The organism is Streptomyces sp. NPDC005402 (genome assembly GCF_040606575.1).
Classification (GTDB): Bacteria; Actinomycetota; Actinomycetes; order Streptomycetales; family Streptomycetaceae; genus Streptomyces.
Map to the genome: position 1 here is coordinate 584089 of NZ_JBEXFB010000001.1, position 20149 is coordinate 604237.

Here is a 20149-nt window from a genome sequence, read left to right on the forward strand (position 1 = left end):
ATGACAACTGGAGCTCCCCTTCGAGGGGTTGGACCACTTATTGCCCGGTTCTGAACGTTCATCTACAGCGCCCGGAGCCCTTCGATCACCTCGCGCAGAATCCGTTCGTCGGGCAGCTGCGCGGGCGGCACCGGGCGGCTGACGGTGACACAGCCGAGTTCCAGGAGGTCCCCCAGGAGCACCCTGACCACGCCCACGGGCAGGTCGGCGCCCGCGGAGAGTTCCGCCACCGACTGCGTCTCCGTGCGGCACAGGTCGATCAGGGCCCGGTGTTCCGGCCCGAGGGCCGTGTCGTCGCCGGCCCCGGGGGCGCCGACGTCGAGGGTGACGAGGGCGATCAGATCGAAGCGCACCCCGGTGGGGCCGGGTTGAGTGCGTCCGCCCGTCATCGCGTAGGGGCGGACGAGGGGCCCGGCCTCGCCGTCGTACCACTGGCTGCCCTGTTCGTACGGGATGCCCGCCATGTCCTCGGTCATCTGAGCCGACCGCCCTTCCCTCTCATCCGGCGGCGGGCGGCCGCGCGCCTACGCGCGGTGGCGTGTAGAGGTGCTCGCCGACCCGCTTGACCAGCCGTGCCATCTCGTAGGCGACCAGGCCTATGTCCGCGGTCACCGCGGTGAGGACGGCGAGACAGGAGCCGTCTCCCGCGGCGGCCACGAACAGGAAGCCGTCGTCCATCTCGACCATGGTCTGGCGCACTCCCCCGGCACCGAAGTGCCGGCCCGCGCCCTTGGCCAGACTGTGGAAACCGGAGGAGACCGCGGCGAGGTGTTCCGCGTCCTCACGGCGCAGATCCGTCGAGGCGCCCACGGCGAGGCCGTCGTTGGAGAGCACCACGGCATGCCATACCTCGCTCACCCGCAGCACCAGGTCGTCCAGCAGCCAGTCGAGTTCGCCGGACCTGCCCCACTCCCGGCTGCGGTCGACCGGGGGAACCCCCATGTCGGCCCTCATGTTCGGGTCCTGGATCATCCTCGGTCTCCTTCGCTGCGGTCTCTGCCCGCTGGGGAATCTGGGGTGGCACCGCGGCCGGGCTCCCTGCCCCCGCCGCGCGCCCAGCCGTCTCGGTAGGCCGCCATCCGGTCCCGGACGACTTCGGGTGTACGGCCGTCGTCGTCCCGGCGGGCGGCTGCCGGGGACGGTTCCTCGGAGCGCTGCTCGCGCAGCTGGGGAGCGAGGTGCGCCTGCCGTACCCGGCGGGGCAGGTCGTCGGACTCCTCCGGCTCGTCGGGCGGCCGGTGCAGACGAAGGGCGGTGACTCCGGAGGGCGGTGTGTCGGACGTTCCCCGGCCGGCCGCGGCTGTCAGGGGAGCCACCAGGGCGGGCCGCTCGGCCGGGGCGTGGACGGACTCCTGGTCGGGTTCGGCGGAGGTCACGCGCGCGTACTCGCGTTCCGTGAGCCGTTCCCGGTCCGCGGCCTTGGCGGGAGAACGTTCCGCCGCCTTGATGTGCAGCAGCGCCGTGGGCAGCAGGACGACCGCGGTGGTGCCGCCGTAGGGCGAGGTGCGCAGGTGCACCTTGATGCCGTGCCGGGCCGCGAGCCTGCTGACCACGAACAGGCCCAGCCGGTCGCTGTCGAACAGGTCGAGTGCCTCGGACTGCTCGATGCGGCGGTTGGCCTCCGCGAGCGTCTCCTTGCCCATGCCCAGACCACGGTCCTCGACCTCGACGGCATAACCGTTGCCGACGGGTTCGCCGGTGACGCGCACACGCGTGTGGGGCGGTGAGAACTGGGCGGCGTTCTCGATGATCTCGGCCAGCAGGTGGGTGAGGTCGGCGACCGCCGCGCCGACGACGGACGCGTCGGGCAGCTGACGCACCTCCACGCGCGCGTAGTCCTCGACCTCGGAGACGGCGGCGCGGACCACGTTGGTCAGCGAGACCGGCATCCGCCAGGCGCGGCCGGGGGCCGCTCCGGAGAGGATGATCAGGCTCTCCGCGTGGCGGCGCATACGGGTCGTGAGGTGGTCGAGCCGGAAGAGGTCGCTCAGTTCGTTCGGGTCGTCGGAGCGGCGTTCCATGCTGTCGAGCAGGCTCAGCTGGCGGTGCACGAGGATCTGGCTGCGGCGGGCGAGGTTGACGAAGACCCCGGAGATGCCGCTGGCGAGTTCGGCGCGCTCCACCGCGGCCCGCAGCGCGGCGCGGTGAACGGTGGTCAGGGCCTCGGCGACCTGGCCGGCCTCGTCCTCCGCGGGCGGTCCGGGCGGGGCCTCGGACCGGATGTCGATCTCGTCGCCCGCGCGCAGCCGCTCCATGGCGTCGGGGAGTTTGCGCCGGGCGATCTCCAGGGCGCTGTTGCGCAGGCTCACGAGCTCGACGACGAGGCCGCGTCCGATGCGCACGGAGATGACGAGCGAACCGGCGACGGCGAGCAGGCCGAGCAGGACCGCTGCCCCGGCGGGGGTGAGCAGACCCCGGGTGAACGGGTCGGCGCGGTGGGCGACACCGCTGCCCGCCGCCTTCTCGACGGTCCGCATGCCGTCCTGCACGCGCGTGTGTGCCGCCCGCCAGGTGGCCTCCGGTGTCGACTCGACGGCGCGGACGCCGGGAGCCGCGGCGAGTGTCCGGTCCTCGGCGGCGGTCACGGCGGCGTAGGCGCGACTCCCGGCGACCTTCTGCCAGGCGGCGCGGTCCGAGCCGCGCAGGTCGGCCACGGCGCCCTCGGTGAGGGCGCGGCGGGTGTCGACAGCCCCGGTGAACAGCCGCAGCCGCTCTCCGGCCAAGGCGCCCGCCAGCCGCGCGCTGGACAGCACGACGTCCTCCTGGGCCAGCGACTCCCCCGCGCGGGAGAACTCGAGCAGCACGCGCGCGTCGGAGCCGAGTTCGGCGTCCTGGATGCCGGTGAGGGCACCGCCCACCGCGAAGGCGCCGTCGATGGTCCTGGTGTAGCGGCCGTATGTCTCGTCCCAGCCGGCGCTGCGGTCCAGCACGGCGGCGCGTACGGTGCGCAGTTGTTCGGCGCCGGTCACGAAGGCTTCGAGCCGCTGGGCGACACCGGCGGGCAGTTCCTCGCTGTCGGCGACGGTGTTGTCGTCGCCGAGCCGCAGTCGTGCCACGGCCTGGTCGGTGCGCTGGGCGAGCCTGCGGAGGTCGTCGCTCTGCGCGGCGGACGGGTCGGTCGCATACCGGACGGCGGCGGCGCGTTCCGCCTGGAGCGCGGTCACGGCGGCGGCGACGGGAGAGCGGACGGCGTCGTCCACGCGCTGCAACTGCCGCAGCCGGGACACGTCCTGGGCGGTGCTGACGGTGGCGTACGCCCATAGTGCGAGCAGTGAGACCACGGGCACCATGAGCAGGCAGACGATCTTGGCGCGGACCGTGCGGGGGCGTATGCGCCAGTGTCCCGCGCGCGCGGGTATGTCCTCGTCCGGGGGGCCCACGGGGCCGTCCGGGCTTTCGTCGGCCGGTGGTCCGGCATGTGCGCGACGCCCGCGCGCGGGTGTCTGGTGCGGCGTCTCGGCGCCGGCTGTGGGGGTCCTACGCGGTGTACGCATGGCCTCCTCGCTCGGGAGTGGGTCGGGGGCGTGTCGTCGGGCCGTCCGGGCCCGGGTCCGCCGCTAGGAGGTGACGCTCTCGACCGTGCGCTGCGCCGAGGCGGATGCCTCGCGCTCGCCTGTCGTGGGCGACAGCGCGACGAAGGCCGAGGTCAGGAACAGGTAGGAGCCGAGTCCGACGGCGAGCGGGAAGATGAACTGCATCGCGGTCGCCCCGGGCAGGATGTCGTCGGAGGGCGAGACCCGCACGCTCACCGCGAACATCCCGGTGTAGTGCATGCTGCTGACCGCGGCGCCCATGATGAGGGAGGCGAGGGTGACGGCGACGGGCGACTTGATGTTGAGCGCCGCCCACAGGGCCGCTGTCGCCGCGACGACGGCGATGAGGACGGAGAGTCCGACGAGCACCGGGTCGTAGTGGACGCCGCCGTGCAGCCGGACGGCGGCCATGCCCAGGTAGTGCATGCTCGCCACGCCCAGGCCGGTGGTGAGTCCGCCCAGGAGGAGCGCGCGGCCCCGGTCACGGCTGTAGCCGACCGCGAAGACGCCGGCGGAGACGACGAGCATCGCCACCAGGAGGCTCGCGATGGTCAGCGGTACGTCGTAGCGGATGTCGGTGCCGCTGACGCTGAAGCCGAGCATGGCCACGAAGTGCATGGTCCAGATGCCGGTCCCGATGGCCGAGGCGGCCGTGATGAGCCAGTTGCGGCGCGAACGTCCGGTGGCTCCGAGCGCGCGCATGGTGCAGCGCAGGCCGAGCGCGGCGCCGATACAGGCCATGACGTACGAAAGTGTGGGCGTCAGCCAGCCCAGGGCTGCGTGGTCCAGGTGTCCCATGGCCAAGGGACGCTAGTCGGGGCAGGGGCGCACAAAGAGGGCGCATTTCGAAAGGTGTTGCAATATGACGCAGAGATGTGTCTGAACGATCGCGTCACGCTCGAACGTGTGCGCCGGGGCTTCATCCGTGTCGGTGAGGGATCATGCGGAACATGAGCGACGACCACACACATGTCCAGGAGTTCTTCTCGGCCCGTGCCGCCGACTGGGACAGCCGGTTCCCGGACGACGGCCCGGCCTACGCCGCCGCAGTCGCGGAGCTCGGGCTGCGCGAGGGCGACCGCGTGCTCGACGCGGGCTGCGGCACCGGGCGGGCGCTGCCGCCCCTGCGTGCGGCCGTGGGACCCTCCGGAGTGGTCCTCGGAGCCGATCTGACCCCGGCCATGCTGCACGAAGCCGTACGGGCCGGCAGGGACCGGGACGGGCGGCTGCTGCTCGCCGACGTGGCCGCGCTGCCGCTCCGCTCCCGGTCGCTCGACGCGGTCTTCGGAGCGGGCCTGATCTCCCATCTTCCCCGGCCGGCCGAGAATGTGCGCGAGTTGGCCCGGGTGGTACGGCCCGGTGGCCTCCTGGCCCTGTTCCATCCGATCGGCAGGGCGGCGCTCGCCGCGCGCCAGGGGCGTCAGATCACCCCGGAGGACCTGCGCGCGGAGCCCAACCTCCGCCCCCTGCTGGCCGGTTCGGGCTGGCGCATGACGTCGTACGCCGACGAGGACACCCGCTTCCTGGCCCTGGCCGTCCGCGAGGACTGAACGCGCTCACCCGATCCCGGCGACCACCGCAGCGAAGGCGTCCGGGTTGTCGAACATGACGTTGTGCCCGGCGCCGGGGACGGTCACCACGCGCACACCCGCCGCCTCCAGCTCCTTTCGCCCCTCCAGTTCACCGCTGAGCTCGCCCTGGAGATACACGCGGTCGATCGGCAGGCCTTCGAGGATCGCGCGCATCATGGGCGCCGATCCGCGCCTGAGCCCGGCCGCGCTGCGGTGCAGGGCGCGCGGATCGGCCAGCCGCATGGTCGCCGCCCACAACGGGCCGACCTTCTCGAGCACGCGCGCGTAGGCGCCTGCCACGAAGTCGTTCTCCTCGTAGGCGTCGATCCAGGTGCTGCCCGCCGTGTCCGGGGGCGAGGCGTCCAGGTTGGCCTCGGTGAGGACCAGCCGGGAGACGAGCTCGGGCCGCCGATGGGCGAGCACAAGCGCGACCGACCCGCCCATGCTGTGCGCGATCAGCTCGGCGCCCGTCAGCGGCGCGGCGTCCAGAGCGGCCGCAAGCGCGTCCGCGTGGTCCTCCAGGGTGTATCCGAAGTGCTCCGGACGGTCACTGATGCCGTGTCCCGGCAGATCCACGAACAGGCTGCGGCGGCCCGCGAGTTCGGGCCGGGCCGCGATGTGCGCGTGATAGACGGTCGAGACCGCTCCCAGGCCGTGCACATACACGCGTGCCGGCTCCTCGCCGGGCGTCTCGGTCCAGCGGATGCGGCTTCCCCTGCCGTCGAACTCGGCGTGCCTCATGTGTGCCCTCCCTCGGTGAGTTCTCCAGCACAATACATCGTCGCCGATGTATTGCGTAGACGAGGTAGGGCAGCAGAGATGTACAGCGCCCATGCGGCACAATGCGAGCATGCTGGAGCTCGCCATCCTCGGATTCCTCTACGACACCCCGCTGCACGGCTATGAGCTGCGCAAACGCATCACGGCGCTGGCGGGTCACGTGCGCCCCGTCGCCGAGAGCACCTTGTATCCGGCCATCAAGCGGCTGGAGAAGGCGGGGCTGCTGGCGCGTGCGCCGGAACCCGGTGCCGTGGCCGCACCTCGCCACGTCCTGACGCTCACCGACGAAGGCCGCCAGGACCTGCGCCGCCGGCTCGCGGAACCGGCGGCGCGCGACATCACCGACGAGAACCGGTGGTTCACGGTCCTCGCCTTCCTCCGGCACCTGGACGACGCCGGCGCCCAGGCGGCCGTACTGCGGCGGCGGCTCGCGTTCCTCGAGGAGCCCGCGAGCTTCTTCTACGAGGGCGACCGCCCGCTCAGCGCCGAGGAGTTGGACGATCCCTTCCGGCGCGGTGTGCTGACCATCGCCCGCGCCACGTCCCGGGCGGAACTCACCTGGCTGCGGGAGACGATCACGTCACTCGACGGGGGCTCTTCGTAGACGCAGGCCCGGTGCCGAGATTCATGATCCGAGTGAACGGTCCGAGTGAATGGTCCGAGTGGGTTGATCACCGCGGCCCCGGACCCGGGCTACTCCGGCGTCGCGGGCGGCTCGGCGGGCGTCGGCGCGGGTGGGCCGAAGAGGACGGCCCTCGCCACGGGCGGAGCGAACAGCGCGGTGACGGGTGCGGAGAGCGTCAGGACGGCACGGAAGGCCTGCCCGACGACGGGGTCGCCGGGGGCCCGCTCCTGGACGCGGCTCAGGTACCACCCCGCGACCTGGTCCGCGGGCCCAGCGTCGATCGCGGTGCCGACCGCGCCGGGCATCCTGCGGTCCGCCCCGGCGGAGATGTCCCAGGCGAGCCGGGACGCCGCGAGGAGCGCCTGCTGCACACGCCGTGTCGTGGGCGTCCGGCGCCGGTCGGCCAGCGTGTCCCGCAGGGCGACCGCGCTCATCGCGGCAACGGCCATGCCCTGCCCGTAGATCGGGTTGAAGGTGCACAGGGCGTCACCGGTGGCGAGGAGTCCTGCCGGATGGCCGGAGAGGTCGTAGCGGCGGCGGATGTTCGCGGTCCGCCGGTAGCCGAACGCCGGGGAGAGCGGTTCGGCGTCGTCCAGCCACCGGTGCAGCAGCGGATGCGGCAACCTCTTGGCGTACGTCACGAACTCGTTGTCGCCCGTGGGCGGTTCGTCGCCGCGCAGGCCCGAGACGATCACCAGATGGCTGCCGTCCTCCAGGGGCAGCGCACCGCCGGCGTGCACCTGCTCGGGGTCGGGATAGGCGTAGTAACCGCGGGTCGCGCCGTCGAGGGCGCCGTTCGTACCGCGATACACGCGGGATGCGTAGGCGAGTCCGGTGTCGATGGTCTCCTCGTGCGGACTCTGGGCACCGATCTCCGCGAGCCACTGCGGGGCCTTCGTGCCGCTGCCGGAGGCGTCGACGACCAGATCGGCCTCCAGGGAGCGGGACTTCGCGCGGTCGTCGCCGGAGCGGTCCCGCACCAGCACGCCCCGCACGCGCGTGGAGTCGCCGAGGAACCCGACCACGTCGGTCCCCTCCAGCACGCCGATCACCGGGTTTGCGAGGACCCGCCGCCGCACCAGTTCCTCGAGCTGCGCGCGGGAGCCGGTGTAGATGTGCGTCGTCGCCGACACCCGCCGGAACCAGCGGCCGCTCTGCCACAGCACCATGTCGGCCGGCATGCCCACCCGAGGCGCCCCCGCCTCGCGCAGTTCCGCCAGGAACCCCGGCAGCAGCGACTCCAGGGCCGCCTGTCCGCCCTGGAGCAGAACGTGCGGGTGACGGCCCTGCGGCACGCCGGGTCGTGGCTTCGCGCCCTCCGGGAACCGGTCGCGCTCGACGACGGTCACCCGGTCGGCGTGCCCGGCCAGGACGTGCGCCGCGAGAAGCCCCGCGAGGCTCCCGCCCACGACGACAGCATGCCGTCCGCCCCTGCCGCCTTCTCCCCAACGGCCCGTCTCTCCGGCAGAGTTCACCGGACCACCCCCTTGGTCGCCATCTCGCGAGAAATCACAAGTATCCCGTCCCGCACAGCTGGTTGACCGTTTTCCGGCCCTTCTGGGCGACAGGAGAACACCCCGCCCCGGGCCGTCCGCCCCTTCTGCGGGCAGAGTTCCACCTTTACGTTGAGTAGCAGAAAATGAACGTTCGGCAGGATCACGTCACGCAGGAGGAAGGTGGTCGGCATGTGGGACAGGGTCCGCAGGTCCAGCGCCAGATTCGTCAACTCGTTGCGCACCGAGGCGCCGACCGGCCACGAGGCCCGCACGCACAATCTGTTCGAGGCCGCCGCCGCGTACGTCTCGGCCTGCGCGGAGGACGACCAGGACCGGATCGACGAGGCCTCGGCCTGGGTCTCGCCGGAGGCGTTGTCGTTCGGGGTCAACGAGCTCGCGTGCCGGGCCGTGATCGCCCTCGCGCGGGAGCGCGACGAGTCTCCGCGTACGGTGGCACGTGCGCTCCTCGGGCTGCCGGCGGCCTGAGCGGCGGCAAGATGTGGTCGATTCGCCCCCGTCCAGCCGGAAAACTGCAGGTCCGGGTGTTCTTGGGAGTCGTGACAAGCGCCTTCCGCGCACACTAGGGTGCCCGCCGTTGGACGAACCGATGGGGAGGCTTGGATGGCCGGGACGGACGAGGACGCCGTCGCCGCCGCGGACGACGCGCTCTATGTGCTGACGGCGGTACTGCTGACGCCGGCGAAGTTCCCGAGCGTGCTGGGCGACGACTATCCGGAAGCCTGCGCGGCGCTCGGTCTGGCACCACTTGCCGACGGGTACGGCCTGGTGATCGGCCAGGACGGCAGCGGCGCCCGGTGGACCGTCGTCGTCGACGACGTCTCGCTGGTCGCCGTCGCCATCGCGTCCTGGGACTGCGGCATGGAGTACGACCTGTCGCCCGACGAGCGCACGGTCGTGGCCGCCCTGCCCGGCTGGCCGCTGGCGATCGCCGTCGCCGCGCCCGGTGTGCCGGCGCCGCACGACCCCGATCCCGAGGCCGGCGACGGCCCGCCGCTGACGCCGCCTGACACGTCGACGTGGGGCTCCGCCCAGCGGCGTCTGGGCGCCGACGAGATCGCGCTCCAGTGGGCGATGTGGCGGGACCAGATCGACGACGCGGCCTTCCGGAGCCCGAACGGCGGATCCGCGGGGGGCGACAAAGCCCCGGACGGCGAGACCATGCACGGCGGGAGCACGGACGGCGGGACCGCTGACGGCGACGCCTCAAAGGACACGGGCGCCGACATGCGCGACGAGGGGGCAGGGGGCGGCACCGCGGTACGCGCAGCCTCCGGTGGTGACGCCACCGGCCAGAAGGAAGCCCCCAAGGGCCACAGCGGCGTCCGGCGCGTCCTCGCGGAGGCCCGCGCCTACGTGGATTCGCCGCCGCCCCTCGGGCGTGTCCGGTCGTCCTTCGCGTCGGGTGACGCGCGGACGCTGCGCGCCGACGGTCCCGGCTGGTCACTGGTGGCCAGGACCGACGACATCGCGTTCGTGCTGCTCGACGACGTGCCCGGGGAGGTCCTGCCCGTGGGGCGAGGCCCGGAGCTGCCGGGGCTGCTGGAAGCGCTCGACAAAGTGGCCGTACGTCCCAGTTGAGCCGCCGCGCCGCACCGTCCGGGGCTGTGGGCTCCCGGCCGGTGCGGGTGCGTCAGCGGCCGAGTTCCTTGCGGGTGACGCGGCGCAGCCTGCGCCGCTGTGAGGGATCCAGTGTGAGGTACGCGGCGGCCGGAACTCCCAGGATGATCAGGAATGCGGCCCACCAGGGCAGCCAGATCAGCAGGAGCAGGCCGACCGCCACTCCCCCCGCGGCGATCTTCGCGTTCTTCGACATGTGCGTCGCCTCCTTCGCGGCGGTTGCCGCTCTCTGCCCAGAAAAACGGGTCCGCGCTTCCTGCAGTTCCGCATGGCGACCCTGAGACATCCCTGAGACCTGGCCCTGAGACGCCCCGGATGCGCGCCTCCTAACGGTCCGCCCGCAGCGACTCGCCCACCTCGTGCATGTGGCGCAGGGCCTGTCGGTAGGAGTCGACGAGTCCGGTCTCCGTGTAGGGGATACCCAGATCCCGGCAGTGGGCGCGCACCAGTGGCTGCGCGAGGCGCAGATGCGGCCGGGGCATGCTGGGGAAGAGGTGGTGCTCGATCTGGTAGTTGAGGCCGCCGAGGAACCAGTCGGTGACGACGCCGCCGCGGATGTTGCGGGAGGTGAGCACCTGGCGCCGCAGGTGGCCCCAGGACTCGCCGTCCGGGTCCGGCATCTCCATGCCCTTGTGGTTGGGGGCGAAGGCCATACCGAGATGCAGGCCGAACAGCGCCTGGTGGATGACCGCGAAGGCGAGCGCCTTTCCGGGGGACATGGTGGTCAGCAGCAGCGTGGCATAGGCAGCGAGGTGGCTCACCAGCAGAGTGCCCTCCACGGCACGCTCCGCCGGCGCCTGTCGGCGCAGGTCCCGGAAGCCCTGGATCTTCAGGGCGATGCCTTCGAGGAGGGTCAGCGGAAAGAACAGCCAGGCCTGGTGGCGGGTGAGCCAGCGCTTGAAACCGGTGCGTCCCTGGGCCTGTTCGCCGGTGAAGACGAGGACGTCGGCGGCGACGTCGGGGTCCTTGTCGATGTGATTGGGGTTGGCGTGGTGGCGGTTGTGTTTGTGGTTCCACCAGGAGTAGCTCATCCCGAGCAGCAGGTTGCCATGGATGAGACCGATGAGGCGGCCGGTCGTCTTGTCGCCGGTGATCTGCGCGTGGCCGGCGTCGTGTCCGATGAAGGCGGTGCGGGCGCAGAACATGGCGAGGATCGGCGCCAGCAGCAGGGTCCGCCACGAGTCTCCGGACAGGGCGACGGCCGTGACGAGACCGGCGAGGGCGAGCGCGTTGGCGGCGACGGCCCGGGCGTACCAGCCGTGCCGGCGGTCCAGGAGGCCCTGGGCCCGCACCGCGCGCAGGAGGGGCGCGAACTCGCTTGTGCCGGGCGGGGAGCCGGACGTACCGCGCGGGCGGGGTGCGACGGTTGCGGCACTCTGGGGCATCTCCGGACTCCGGCTCTCTCAGGAAGCGTGCTGACCTGAGGAAACGTACGAACCAGTGACCTGCCGCGACCATGCGGTAGCCCCCCGTTTGTGTACTGGGGTCAGCACCGGGCGCACAGGGGGGTTGGCGACACCCCCACGCCGACGTGACCCAGACCACTGCCCCGCAGGCCCACGAGGTGCTGTACCCTCGACCACCCCGACGACGTAGTCAAGTTTGAGGAGTGCCCCGATCTCTGTCCAGAAGTTCCCTGCGGCATCACCGTCCGAGATCTCCGAACTGTCCTCATGCTGCGCCGTGTTCGTGCCCGGCGACCCGGCCCGAACGGGCCGTGTCGCCTTCTGGCGGCCCGACGGCGCTCCTCCACCCCCTGTCGCGGCCGGGACGGTCGAGGACCTGGCGCTCGTGATTCCCGGCGACGGCGGTGTGGAGCTGGTGAGCCTGCCCGGGGTGCTGCTCCCGGTCCGTGCCGCACTGCCCGTCCTCACGCGTGCGCGTACCTCCACGCACGGGCACCGGGCGACCGTCTTCTGGGGCACCGCGGCCGTGCTGGCCCTGCAGTGCGTGGCACGCGGGCTGTTGTTGCCCGGCCTGTCCCCCACCGACCACGACGCCTGGCGGGTCGGTCCCCTGGGCGCCGCGGACGTCGAGCGGGTCCGCCGGCTCGCCGCGGCGATGCCGCCCGAGGCGCACGCCGCACCGCTGAGCACCGACGAGCCGCTCCGACTGCCCGATCCCGAACAGCTGCTGCGCGCCTTCCTGGACGCGGTCGCCGACGCCCTGCCCCGCTCCCCCGCGGCACCCCTGTTGACGGGCGGACCCGCTTACGCCGCCCGGGAACCGCAGTACGTGCCCGAGCAGCGCGCGTGGGCGGCGGACGTCGCCGCGGGCCACGACGCGGGCGTACGGGTGTCGTTGCGGATCGAAGTGCGCGGCCTGGCCGCTGGTGAGGCGCCCGCCTTCCGGGCCGTTCTCCAGATGCACAGCGTGAGCGATCCGACGATCGTGGCCGACGCCGCCGACGTGTGGGGCGGCGCCACCGCCTTCGGCCCGCACGCGCGGATGGACGGCCTGCTCGCGCTCCGCAGGGCAGCACGCGCGTGGCCCCCGCTCGCGCCGCTGCTCTCGGCTGCCGTCCCGGACACGGTCGAACTGGCCGACGAGGAGATCACCGATCTGCTCGGAGCGGGTGCGCGAGCCCTCTCCGACCTCGGGGTCGAGGTGCACTGGCCGAAGGACATGGCCAGAAGGCTCACCACGCGCGCGATGGTCGGTCCGCCGGACGACCACGACCGGGTGCCGTCGGACACTCCGTCGTTCCTGTCCGCCGACGCCCTGCTCGCGTTCGACTGGCGGTTCTCGCTGGGCGACCAGCAGCTCACGCGCGAGGAGCTGGACCGGCTCGCCGAGGCCAACCGGCCTGTGGTGAGGCTGCGTGACCAGTGGGTGCTGGTCGACCCGCAGGAGGTGCGCCGGGCCCGTGCCCGGCAGGACCACAAGGTGACGCCCGTCGACGCCCTGAGCGCCGCTCTGACGGGCTCCGCCGAGGTCGACGGCCACCGGGTCGACGTGCAGCCCACCGGGTGGTTGGTGGCCCTGCGGGACCGGCTGGCGGACCCGGAGGGCCAGGAGCCGGTCCCGCAACCGGCCGCGCTCACCGCGACGCTGCGGGACTACCAGCGCCGGGGCCTGAACTGGCTGGCCCGTATGACGTCCTCGGGCCTCGGCTGCTGTCTGGCCGACGACATGGGACTCGGCAAGACGATCACCCTGATCGCGCTGCATCTGCACCGGCAGACCGACCCGGCGACCGCCGGCCCCACTCTCGTGGTGTGCCCGACCTCCCTGATGGGCAACTGGCAGCGCGAGATCGAGAGGTTCGCACCGGGCACTCCCGTGCGCCGCTTCCACGGTCCGCGGCGCGAGCTCGACGGCCTGGCCGACGGGGAGTTCGTGCTCACCACGTACGGCACGATGCGCCTGGACGCGCCCCGGCTCGCCGAAGCCGCGTGGGGGATGGTCGTGGCGGACGAGGCGCAGCATGTGAAGAACCCGTACTCGGCGACCGCCCGGGAGCTGCGCTCGATCGGGTCGCGCGCACGCGTGGCGCTCACCGGAACCCCGGTGGAGAACAACCTGTCGGAGCTGTGGGCGATCCTCGACTGGACGACTCCGGGTCTGCTGGGCCGGCTCGGCACCTTCCGCACCCGGTACGCGCGGGCCGTCGAGAGCGGTCAGGACCCGGCCGCCGCGGAGCGACTCGCCCGGCTGGTGCGCCCCTTCCTGCTGCGGCGCCGCAAGTCGGATCCGGGTATCGCCCCGGAGCTGCCGCCGAAGACCGAGACCGACCGTGCCGTGTCGCTCACCCCGGAACAGACCGGGCTGTACGAGGCGGTGGTGCGCGAGACGCTGGCGGAGATCTCCGGGGCGGACAGCATGGCGCGGCGCGGGCTGATCGTGAAGCTGCTGACCGGGCTGAAGCAGATCTGCAACCACCCGGCGCAGTTCCTCAAGGAGGAGCAGCCGAGGATCGCCGGCCGTTCCGGAAAGCTGGACCTGCTGGACGAGCTGCTCGACACCATCGTCGCCGAAGGGGCGAGCGTCCTGGTGTTCACGCAGTACGTGCGCATGGCCCGTCTGATCGAGCGGCATCTGGCGGCGCGTGGCCTGCCGTCGCAGTTCCTGCACGGAGGGACGCCGGTCGCCCGGCGTGAGGCGATGGTGCGGCGGTTCCAGGAGGGTGAGGTGCCCGTGTTCCTGCTGTCGTTGAAGGCGGCGGGCACCGGCCTGAACCTCACCCGGGCCGAGCACGTCGTGCACTACGACCGCTGGTGGAACCCGGCCGTCGAGGCGCAGGCCACCGACCGCGCGTACCGCATCGGCCAGACGCGCCCCGTGCAGGTGCACCGGCTGATCGCCGAGGGGACGGTCGAGGACCGCATCGCCGACATGCTGCGCTGCAAACGGGAGTTGGCCGACGCGGTGCTCGGCCTTGGCGAGGCGGCACTGACCGAGCTGACGGACACGGAGCTGGCCGATCTGGTGGAACTTCGAGGGGGCGCACGATGACCGGACACGAGGGTGACACGGAGCGCACGTTCGCGGCGCTGCCGCCCGCGCACGGGCGGGGTTTCGCGCAGACGTGGTGGGGCCAGGCCTGGCTGCGGGCACTGGAGGACGCCGCGCTGGACTCGGGGCAGGTGAAGACGGGCCGCAGGCTCGCGCGCGCGGGCGCGGTGGGCGCGGTGTCGGTACGTCCCGGGCGCATCACGGCCGTCGTCCTGGACCGTGACCGCACCGCGCACCGCGCCGACGTCCTGCTGGGTGAACTGCCGGCCGAGCAGTGGAACCGCCTCCTCGACCTGGCCGTCGAACGGGCCGGGCACGTCGCGGCGCTGCTGGACCGCGAGATGCCGCCGCATCTGGTCGAGGACGCGGCGTCCGAAGGCATCGAACTCCTGCCGGGGATGGGCGATCTGGAACCGGAGTGCGACTGCGGCGCCTGGGACCACTGCGGGCACACGGCGGCCCTCTGCTATCAGATGGCCCGGCTGCTGGACCAGGACCCCTTCGTACTGCTGCTGATGCGTGGTCGCGGCGAGGACGCCCTCCTGGACGACCTCCGGGCGCGCAGTGCCGCGCCCGCGGAGGAGACGCTGGAACCGGAGGGCGTGGATGCCGCCGAGGCCTATGCGGCCGGCGACATCCTGCCGCCCCTTCCCGCGCCCGCGGAGCTGCCCGAGGCTCCCGGCCTGCCGCCGTCGCTGGACACCGAGGCACCACCAGGACCGGGAGTCGACCCGGTCGCCGTCCGCCACCTGGCCGCCCGGACCGCCGCAGAGGCTCATCGACTGCTCGCACAGGCTCTCAGGCAGCCGTCCGAACGCCCCGCCCACGCCTTTGAGTTGACGGCTTCTCAGGACGCCGTACGTCTTGCCGTCGCTGCTCCCGACCAGACACTGGTGGAACGGCTCGGCACCGGATCGGGGCGCGATCCGGAGTCGCTGGCGCAGGCCACGCGCGCGTGGGAGCTCGGTGGTGCGGACGCGCTGTCCGTGCTGGAGGAGGAATGGGAGCCCTCGGGGAGCCCACTCGCACGCGCGTGTGCGGCTCTCGACTCGGCCTGGGAGGAGGAGGATGAACGGCCGTCGCTCACGTCAACCGGCAACCGGTGGACGGTCGTCGGGGCGCCGACCCAGGTGCGCCTGGGGCGGGACGGGCGGTGGTGGCCGTACCGGAAGGAGCGGGAACGCTGGATACTCGCGGGTCCCGCGGCCCTGGATCCGGCAACGGCTCTGGCTTCGGCGGAGCTCGCCTCAGCCGAACCTCAGCGGTAGCCCGGTCAGACCCCGAAGGAGGGTGCTGCTGCGCCAGGTCAAGCTGTCCGGGTCGGTGGCGAAGGCGAGAGCGGGCCGGTGGCGCAGCAACAGACGCAGGGCGACGGTCGCCTCCGCCCGGGCCAGCGGGGCGCCCAGGCAGTGGTGCGGGCCGTGGCCGAATCCCAGGTGCGCGCGCGTGGTGCGGCGCAGGTCGAAGCGGTCGGGGTCGGGAAAGCGCAGCGGATCGCGGGAGGCCGCGGCGAGCGAGACCTGCACGGAGTCCCCCGCCTCGATCCGGGTGCCGTCGATGTCGAGCGGCTCGGCCGCGAAGCGGAACGCGGTGGCGTGGACGGGTGAGTTGTAGCGCAGGGACTCCTCGACCGCCGGTCCCATCAGATCAGGTTCGGCGCGGACAAGGGCGAGTTGGTCAGGGTGGGCCAACAGCGCGTGGACGGTTCCGGAAATCAGGTCGACGGTCGTCTCGTGGCCCGCGACGAGGATCAGGAACGCCATGCCGAGAATCTCCTCGGACGTGAGGTCGGCGGCTGTCACGAGGTCCCCGAGCAGGCCTGACGCCCGTCCTACGCGTGCCCGGGAGATCAGGTCGGTGAGGTACTCGGTCAGCGCGCCTCGAGCAGCGGTCGCCCTCTCGGGCGAGGTGGGCCTGACCAGTTCGTCGGACCAGGTGTAGAACACCGCGCGATCGGCCGCGGGCACACCGAGCAGGCCGCAGATCACCGCGACGGGCAGCGGCATGGCGTATCCGGCGACCAGATCGGCCGTTCCCCGCTCCGGCAGTGCGTCCAGGAGTTCGAGCGCGATGGCTTCGATCCGCGGGCGCAGCGCTGCGACGCTCCCGGCCGTGAAGCGGGCCGCCACCAGCCGGCGCAGCCGGGTGTGCTGCGGAGGGTCGGTCTGGAGCATGTTGCGGCCGACCGCGTGGCCGCCGTCGCTCCGCCAGGACGAGGAGTGCCGGATGTCGTTGCGCAGACGGGGGTCGTTCAGCGCCGCTCGCGCCGCGTCGTGGGCGACGACGAGCCAGCTCTCCCCGATTCCCGGGACGAGGACGCGATGCACGGCGCCCTTGGCCCGCAGCGCGGCGTAGAACGGGTACGGGTCCGAGGCCGGTCCATGGCCGTCCGGAACCGGCTCCCCCAGCGTGGGTGCGGGCATGGTGCTTCCTCTCGGTCGCGGTCATCAGGCTTACGGCGTCCCGCTCCGGCCTCTACCGCTCGGCGCGCCAGACCGCGTGCAGCGAGGCCGCGAGCGCTGTGGCCTGGGCATGGCCGGCCCGGGCGGCGGCGGGGCAGCGGGCGACGGAGGTCATGTCGCGACCCATGGCACGGCGCGCGGCGCGCTCCGGGGTAATGAGGGTGACGTCGGCGCCTTCGGCGGCAAGGGCCGCCGCCTGTCGTCCGGCGCCGGGATGTGGGCCCACGGCAGCGGGGATCGGGGCGATGGCCAGGACGTGGTGATGGCCGCGCGCGAGATGGATGTTGGCCGTGGCGCGAAGGCCACCGTCCATCCAGCGGCGCCCTGCCACGGTGACGGGAGGCCAGATCACGGGAACCGCGCAGCTGGCGACGACCGCTTCGAGGAGGGGCACGCCGGAGTCGGCGTCGAAGGCTGTCAGTTGCCCGGACTGGGCGTCGACGGCCGTGATCCGCAGCGCGTGGTCGGGCCATTCCCCCAAGGTGTGCAGCAACGGGCGCAACGCGTCGAACACGTCGGCCTCGGGGCCCGTACGGGCCTTCAACGCCGCGCGGCCCAGGCGCTGTACCGAGAGCTGCGGGTCACGGGAGCCCAGGGCGGCCCACAGAAAGCGCAATGTCCGGCCGAGGCCGACGCGCATGTCCACCCGGTCGGCGCCGGCCAGTTGACGTTCGTACAGCTCGCGCGCGGGCTCGCCGGCGAGGAGGCGCGACCCGAAGATCGCACCGGCCGACGTGCCGATCACGACGTCCGCGCCGGTCGGGTCGACACCGGCATCGGACAGGCCCGCGAGAACGCCTGTCATCCAGGCTCCGCCGACAGGGCCGCCCCCACCGAGGACGAGCGCCGTACTGCCCATGCCACTTCCCTCCCGCCAAATGGGGACCACTCCCCACTTGTTCGGCCGACGATAGCATCACTACCGGGGAGCACTCCCCGATAGTGCGAAGGGGCGAATCATGACGGACGACGCGACGGCGCAGGTGCGACGCCGCGACGCACGACGCAACCGGGAGTTGCTGGTCGAGGCCGCTCACGAGGTGTTCACGGAGCAGGGGCTGGAGGCACCTCTGGACGTGATCGCGCGGCGGGCGGGGATCGGGAACGCCACGCTCTACCGGCACTTCCCGAGTCGTGCCGCCCTCGTCGACGCGGTCTTCCGGGACCCGCTGGCAGGCACCATGACCGCCGGTGAGCGGGCCCGGGCCGCCACGGACCCCTGGGAGGGACTCGTCGGCTACCTGGAGGCCGTGTTCGCCGTGCTGGCCACCGATCGCGGCACGAACGACCTGATGACCACCCACCTCAAGGGCGTCGAGTCGCTGCAGGCCGTGCACGCCCACAACCGGGCGACCATGGAGCTACTGCTGCGCCGGGGCCGCGAAGCGGGAAGCATCCGCGCGGACGCCACGACGGAGGACGTCCTGTTCGCGCTGGCCGCACTCGGCCGGGCCGTCCCCTCCCTCGCCACGGCCGTAGGCCCCGAAGCCTGGCGCCGCCCCCTCGCCCTGCTCCTCGACGGCCTGCGCCCCTCGTCGACCGCCGCACCCCTGCCCTCCCCCGCGCTCACCGCGGATGAACTCGGCGAGGTCCTTCAGGGCCTGGGACCACACCGGGCGCCGCGCAGTTCCCCGGACTGAGCGGGGTCGGGACGACGGCGAGCCGAGCCGGGCTGCGGCACCGCCTCCGACTCACCCGATCACAGACGGCAGCAACGACTCCAGGTCGCTCGGGAACCCGCTCGGCAACTCGCTGGGGATGTCACTCGGGAACTGCGAGGGGAGTTCGCTCGGCAACTCGCTGGGCAGCTGCGTGGGCAGGCTGAACGACGGCTCGGGAGAACCGCTCGTGCTGGTCGACGGAGGCGGACTCTTGTCCGGCGAGTCGTCGCTGCCCGAAGCCATGAAGACCACGACGAGGGCGATGGCCACGGCCGCCGCGATCACGGCGAGCAGGGCGAACAGCGGGCTCCGGCGCCTTCTCGGACCGCTCGTGCCGGGATCGCCGATCGGACCCATCGGCTGGGTCGACGGCATACCGCCGTAAGGGTGCGGGCCGTTGCGCCCGGAGTCGTCAGGAGGTGGTCCGAAGCCACCGCCCGGAGGCGGTGTGCCGCCCGGCGGTCCGGGCGGCTGGGGCGGTACCGGCGGCATGGCCATACCGTCCACAGTCGCCTCGAACCGCTCATGGGGCGAGCCCCGCGCGGACGTTGAAACGGCCTCATGGCGTGGATCGCACGATTCCGGAACATTCCGCGCGAGGGCTGCCGCGCGGCTGCACGCGCGAGTGCCGTCGGCGGAGGCCACTCACGGCCGACGGCACACGCGCGTGGGCAACCTTCAGCCGCGCGCACCCAGCAGGTGGTCCATGGCGAGCTGGTCGAGCTGCTCGAAGGCCATGCCACGGGAGGCGGCCGCCTCCACGTCGAACTCCTCGAAGGCGCTGCGGTCCGCGAGCAGTGCCTTCAGGCCGTCGGCAGCCGTCTGCTGCGCCAGCTCGTCCAGACGCGAGGCACGCAGCGCCTCCTGGACCTGCGGGTCGGCGCGGAAGGCGGCCGCACGCTCCTTGAGGATGAGGTAGTTGCGCATGCAGCCCGCGGCCGACGCCCACACGCCGTCGAGGTCCTCGGTCCGCGGCGGCTTGAAGTCGAAGTGCTTCGGACCGGCGTAACCGGCGCTCTCCAGCAGGTCGACGAGCCAGAAGGCGGCACGCAGGTCGCCGGCGCCGAAGCGGAGGTCCTGGTCGTACTTGATGCCGGACTGGCCGTTGAGGTCGATGTGGAAGAGCTTGCCCGCCCACAGGGCCTGCGCGATGCCGTGCGGGAAGTTCAGCCCGGCCATCTGCTCGTGGCCGACCTCGGGGTTCACGCCGTACAGCTCCGGACGCTCCAGGCGCTCGATGAACGCGAGCGCGTGGCCGACCGTGGGCAGCAGGATGTCGCCGCGCGGCTCGTTCGGCTTGGGCTCGATGGCGAAGCGCAGGTCGTAGCCCTGCTCGGTGACGTACTCGCCGAGGAGGTCGAAGGCCTCCTTCATGCGGTCGAGAGCGACGCGCACGTCCTTGGCCCCGCCGGACTCGGCGCCCTCGCGGCCGCCCCATGCGACGTAGGTCTCGGCGCCGAGCTCGACCGCCAGGTCGATGTTGCGGATGGTCTTGCGCAGCGCATAACGGCGCACGTCGCGGTCGTTGGCGGTGAACGCGCCGTCCTTGAAGACGGGGTGCGTGAAGAGGTTGGTGGTCGCCATCGGCACCTTCATGCCGGTCGCGTCCAGGGCCTCACGGAAGCGCTTGATGTGACCCTCGCGCGCACTGTCCGAGGACCCGAAGGGGATCAGGTCGTCGTCGTGGAAGGTCACGCCGTGGGCGCCGAGCTCGGCCAGGCGCTGCACCGTCTCGACCGGGTCGAGGGCACGGCGGGTGGCGTCGCCGAACGGGTCCCTTCCCTGCCAGCCGACGGTCCACAGGCCGAAGGTGAACCTGTCCTCGGGGGTGGGCTGGTAGTTCATGACGCGGCTCCTTGCTGCTCCGGACTATTTCGTCATGGCGGTTTACAAATTAGTATGCACACACGTCTCCGGGAAGAGACAAG

The 20149-nt window shown here is 72.4% G+C and carries 20 protein-coding genes; 7 read left to right on the top strand and 13 right to left on the bottom strand.

All coding sequences use genetic code 11. From position 1 onward, the window contains the following. Positions 1-62: 62 nt before the first annotated feature. From ABZT02_RS02620 to ABZT02_RS02635, 4 genes are all read right to left on the bottom strand, one after another. Positions 63-476 (bottom strand): DUF742 domain-containing protein, encoded by a 414-nt coding sequence (locus ABZT02_RS02620; RefSeq protein WP_356013442.1) that lies wholly within the window; start codon positions 474-476, stop codon positions 63-65. Positions 477-498: 22 nt separating this feature from the next. Continuing rightward, positions 499-942, bottom strand: a complete 444-nt coding sequence (locus ABZT02_RS02625) for a roadblock/LC7 domain-containing protein (RefSeq protein ID WP_356013695.1) — start codon at positions 940-942, stop codon at positions 499-501. Between the two features lie 26 nt (positions 943-968). Then, complete coding sequence (locus ABZT02_RS02630; RefSeq protein ID WP_356013444.1) at positions 969-3494, bottom strand: sensor histidine kinase; 2526 nt, start codon at positions 3492-3494, stop codon at positions 969-971. Between the two features lie 63 nt (positions 3495-3557). Further along, the gene (locus ABZT02_RS02635; RefSeq protein WP_356013446.1) at positions 3558-4331 is read right to left on the bottom strand and encodes an MHYT domain-containing protein; all 774 of its coding nucleotides are present in this window, start codon (positions 4329-4331) and stop codon (positions 3558-3560) included. A gap of 152 nt (positions 4332-4483) precedes the next feature. Between ABZT02_RS02635 and ABZT02_RS02640 the strand changes: the two genes are divergently transcribed. Then, the gene (locus tag ABZT02_RS02640; protein ID WP_356013448.1) at positions 4484-5083 is read left to right on the top strand and encodes a class I SAM-dependent methyltransferase; all 600 of its coding nucleotides are present in this window, start codon (positions 4484-4486) and stop codon (positions 5081-5083) included. A gap of 6 nt (positions 5084-5089) precedes the next feature. On the opposite strand, the gene ABZT02_RS02645 is transcribed toward ABZT02_RS02640, so the two are convergent. After that, positions 5090-5845, bottom strand: a complete 756-nt coding sequence (locus tag ABZT02_RS02645) for an alpha/beta hydrolase (RefSeq protein WP_356013450.1) — start codon at positions 5843-5845, stop codon at positions 5090-5092. Between the two features lie 109 nt (positions 5846-5954). Here ABZT02_RS02645 and ABZT02_RS02650 point away from each other — a divergent pair, with 109 nt between their 5' ends. Next, positions 5955-6488, top strand: a complete 534-nt coding sequence (locus tag ABZT02_RS02650) for a PadR family transcriptional regulator (RefSeq protein WP_356013452.1) — start codon at positions 5955-5957, stop codon at positions 6486-6488. 89 nt (positions 6489-6577) lie between these two features. On the opposite strand, the gene ABZT02_RS02655 is transcribed toward ABZT02_RS02650, so the two are convergent. Continuing rightward, positions 6578-7918, bottom strand: a complete 1341-nt coding sequence (locus ABZT02_RS02655; RefSeq protein ID WP_356013454.1) for an FAD-dependent monooxygenase — start codon at positions 7916-7918, stop codon at positions 6578-6580. Positions 7919-7980: 62 nt separating this feature from the next. Then, positions 7981-8196 (bottom strand): hypothetical protein, encoded by a 216-nt coding sequence (locus tag ABZT02_RS02660; protein ID WP_356013456.1) that lies wholly within the window; start codon positions 8194-8196, stop codon positions 7981-7983. On the opposite strand from ABZT02_RS02660, the gene ABZT02_RS02665 reads away from it, so the two are divergent. Further along, entirely contained in the window at positions 8195-8491 is a 297-nt protein-coding gene (locus ABZT02_RS02665; protein WP_356013457.1) for a hypothetical protein, read from the top strand. The genes ABZT02_RS02660 and ABZT02_RS02665 overlap by 2 nt on opposite strands. A gap of 135 nt (positions 8492-8626) precedes the next feature. Continuing rightward, entirely contained in the window at positions 8627-9604 is a 978-nt protein-coding gene (locus ABZT02_RS02670; protein WP_356013459.1) for a hypothetical protein, read from the top strand. 52 nt (positions 9605-9656) lie between these two features. Here the strand turns inward: ABZT02_RS02670 and ABZT02_RS02675 are convergent, their stop codons facing one another. Together ABZT02_RS02675 and ABZT02_RS02680 are read right to left on the bottom strand one after the other, a co-directional pair. Beyond that, positions 9657-9839: a hypothetical protein gene (locus tag ABZT02_RS02675; RefSeq protein WP_031051366.1), complete on the bottom strand. Its 183-nt coding sequence runs from the start codon at positions 9837-9839 to the stop codon at positions 9657-9659. Between the two features lie 130 nt (positions 9840-9969). After that, entirely contained in the window at positions 9970-11028 is a 1059-nt protein-coding gene (locus tag ABZT02_RS02680) for an acyl-CoA desaturase (RefSeq protein ID WP_356013461.1), read from the bottom strand. A 232-nt stretch (positions 11029-11260) separates the two neighbouring features. On the opposite strand from ABZT02_RS02680, the gene ABZT02_RS02685 reads away from it, so the two are divergent. Beyond that, positions 11261-14098 carry a DEAD/DEAH box helicase gene (locus tag ABZT02_RS02685; protein WP_356013696.1) on the top strand — a complete coding sequence of 946 codons (2838 nt, stop codon included), beginning with the start codon at positions 11261-11263 and terminating at the stop codon, positions 14096-14098. Continuing rightward, on the top strand, positions 14095-15366 hold the full coding sequence (locus tag ABZT02_RS02690) for an SWF or SNF family helicase (RefSeq protein ID WP_356013463.1): 1272 nt from the start codon (positions 14095-14097) through the stop codon (positions 15364-15366). Before ABZT02_RS02685 ends, ABZT02_RS02690 begins: the two co-directional genes overlap by 4 nt. Here the strand turns inward: ABZT02_RS02690 and ABZT02_RS02695 are convergent. Both ABZT02_RS02695 and ABZT02_RS02700 read right to left on the bottom strand, forming a co-directional pair. Continuing rightward, positions 15346-16521, bottom strand: coding sequence for a cytochrome P450 (locus ABZT02_RS02695; RefSeq protein ID WP_356013465.1), 1176 nt, complete (start codon positions 16519-16521; stop codon positions 15346-15348). The two genes, ABZT02_RS02690 and ABZT02_RS02695, sit on opposite strands and share 21 nt — an antisense overlap. A 52-nt stretch (positions 16522-16573) precedes the next feature. Further along, positions 16574-17419: a patatin-like phospholipase family protein gene (locus tag ABZT02_RS02700; protein ID WP_356013467.1), complete on the bottom strand. Its 846-nt coding sequence runs from the start codon at positions 17417-17419 to the stop codon at positions 16574-16576. Positions 17420-17519: 100 nt separating this feature from the next. Between ABZT02_RS02700 and ABZT02_RS02705 the strand changes: the two genes are divergently transcribed. After that, positions 17520-18200 carry a helix-turn-helix domain-containing protein gene (locus ABZT02_RS02705; protein ID WP_356013469.1) on the top strand — a complete coding sequence of 227 codons (681 nt, stop codon included), beginning with the start codon at positions 17520-17522 and terminating at the stop codon, positions 18198-18200. A gap of 51 nt (positions 18201-18251) precedes the next feature. On the opposite strand, the gene ABZT02_RS02710 is transcribed toward ABZT02_RS02705, so the two are convergent. Together ABZT02_RS02710 and xylA are read right to left on the bottom strand one after the other, a co-directional pair. Beyond that, the gene (locus tag ABZT02_RS02710; RefSeq protein ID WP_356013470.1) at positions 18252-18596 is read right to left on the bottom strand and encodes a hypothetical protein; all 345 of its coding nucleotides are present in this window, start codon (positions 18594-18596) and stop codon (positions 18252-18254) included. 303 nt (positions 18597-18899) lie between these two features. Then, positions 18900-20066: a xylose isomerase gene (xylA, locus tag ABZT02_RS02715; RefSeq protein WP_356013472.1), complete on the bottom strand. Its 1167-nt coding sequence runs from the start codon at positions 20064-20066 to the stop codon at positions 18900-18902. Positions 20067-20149 lie beyond the last annotated feature (83 nt).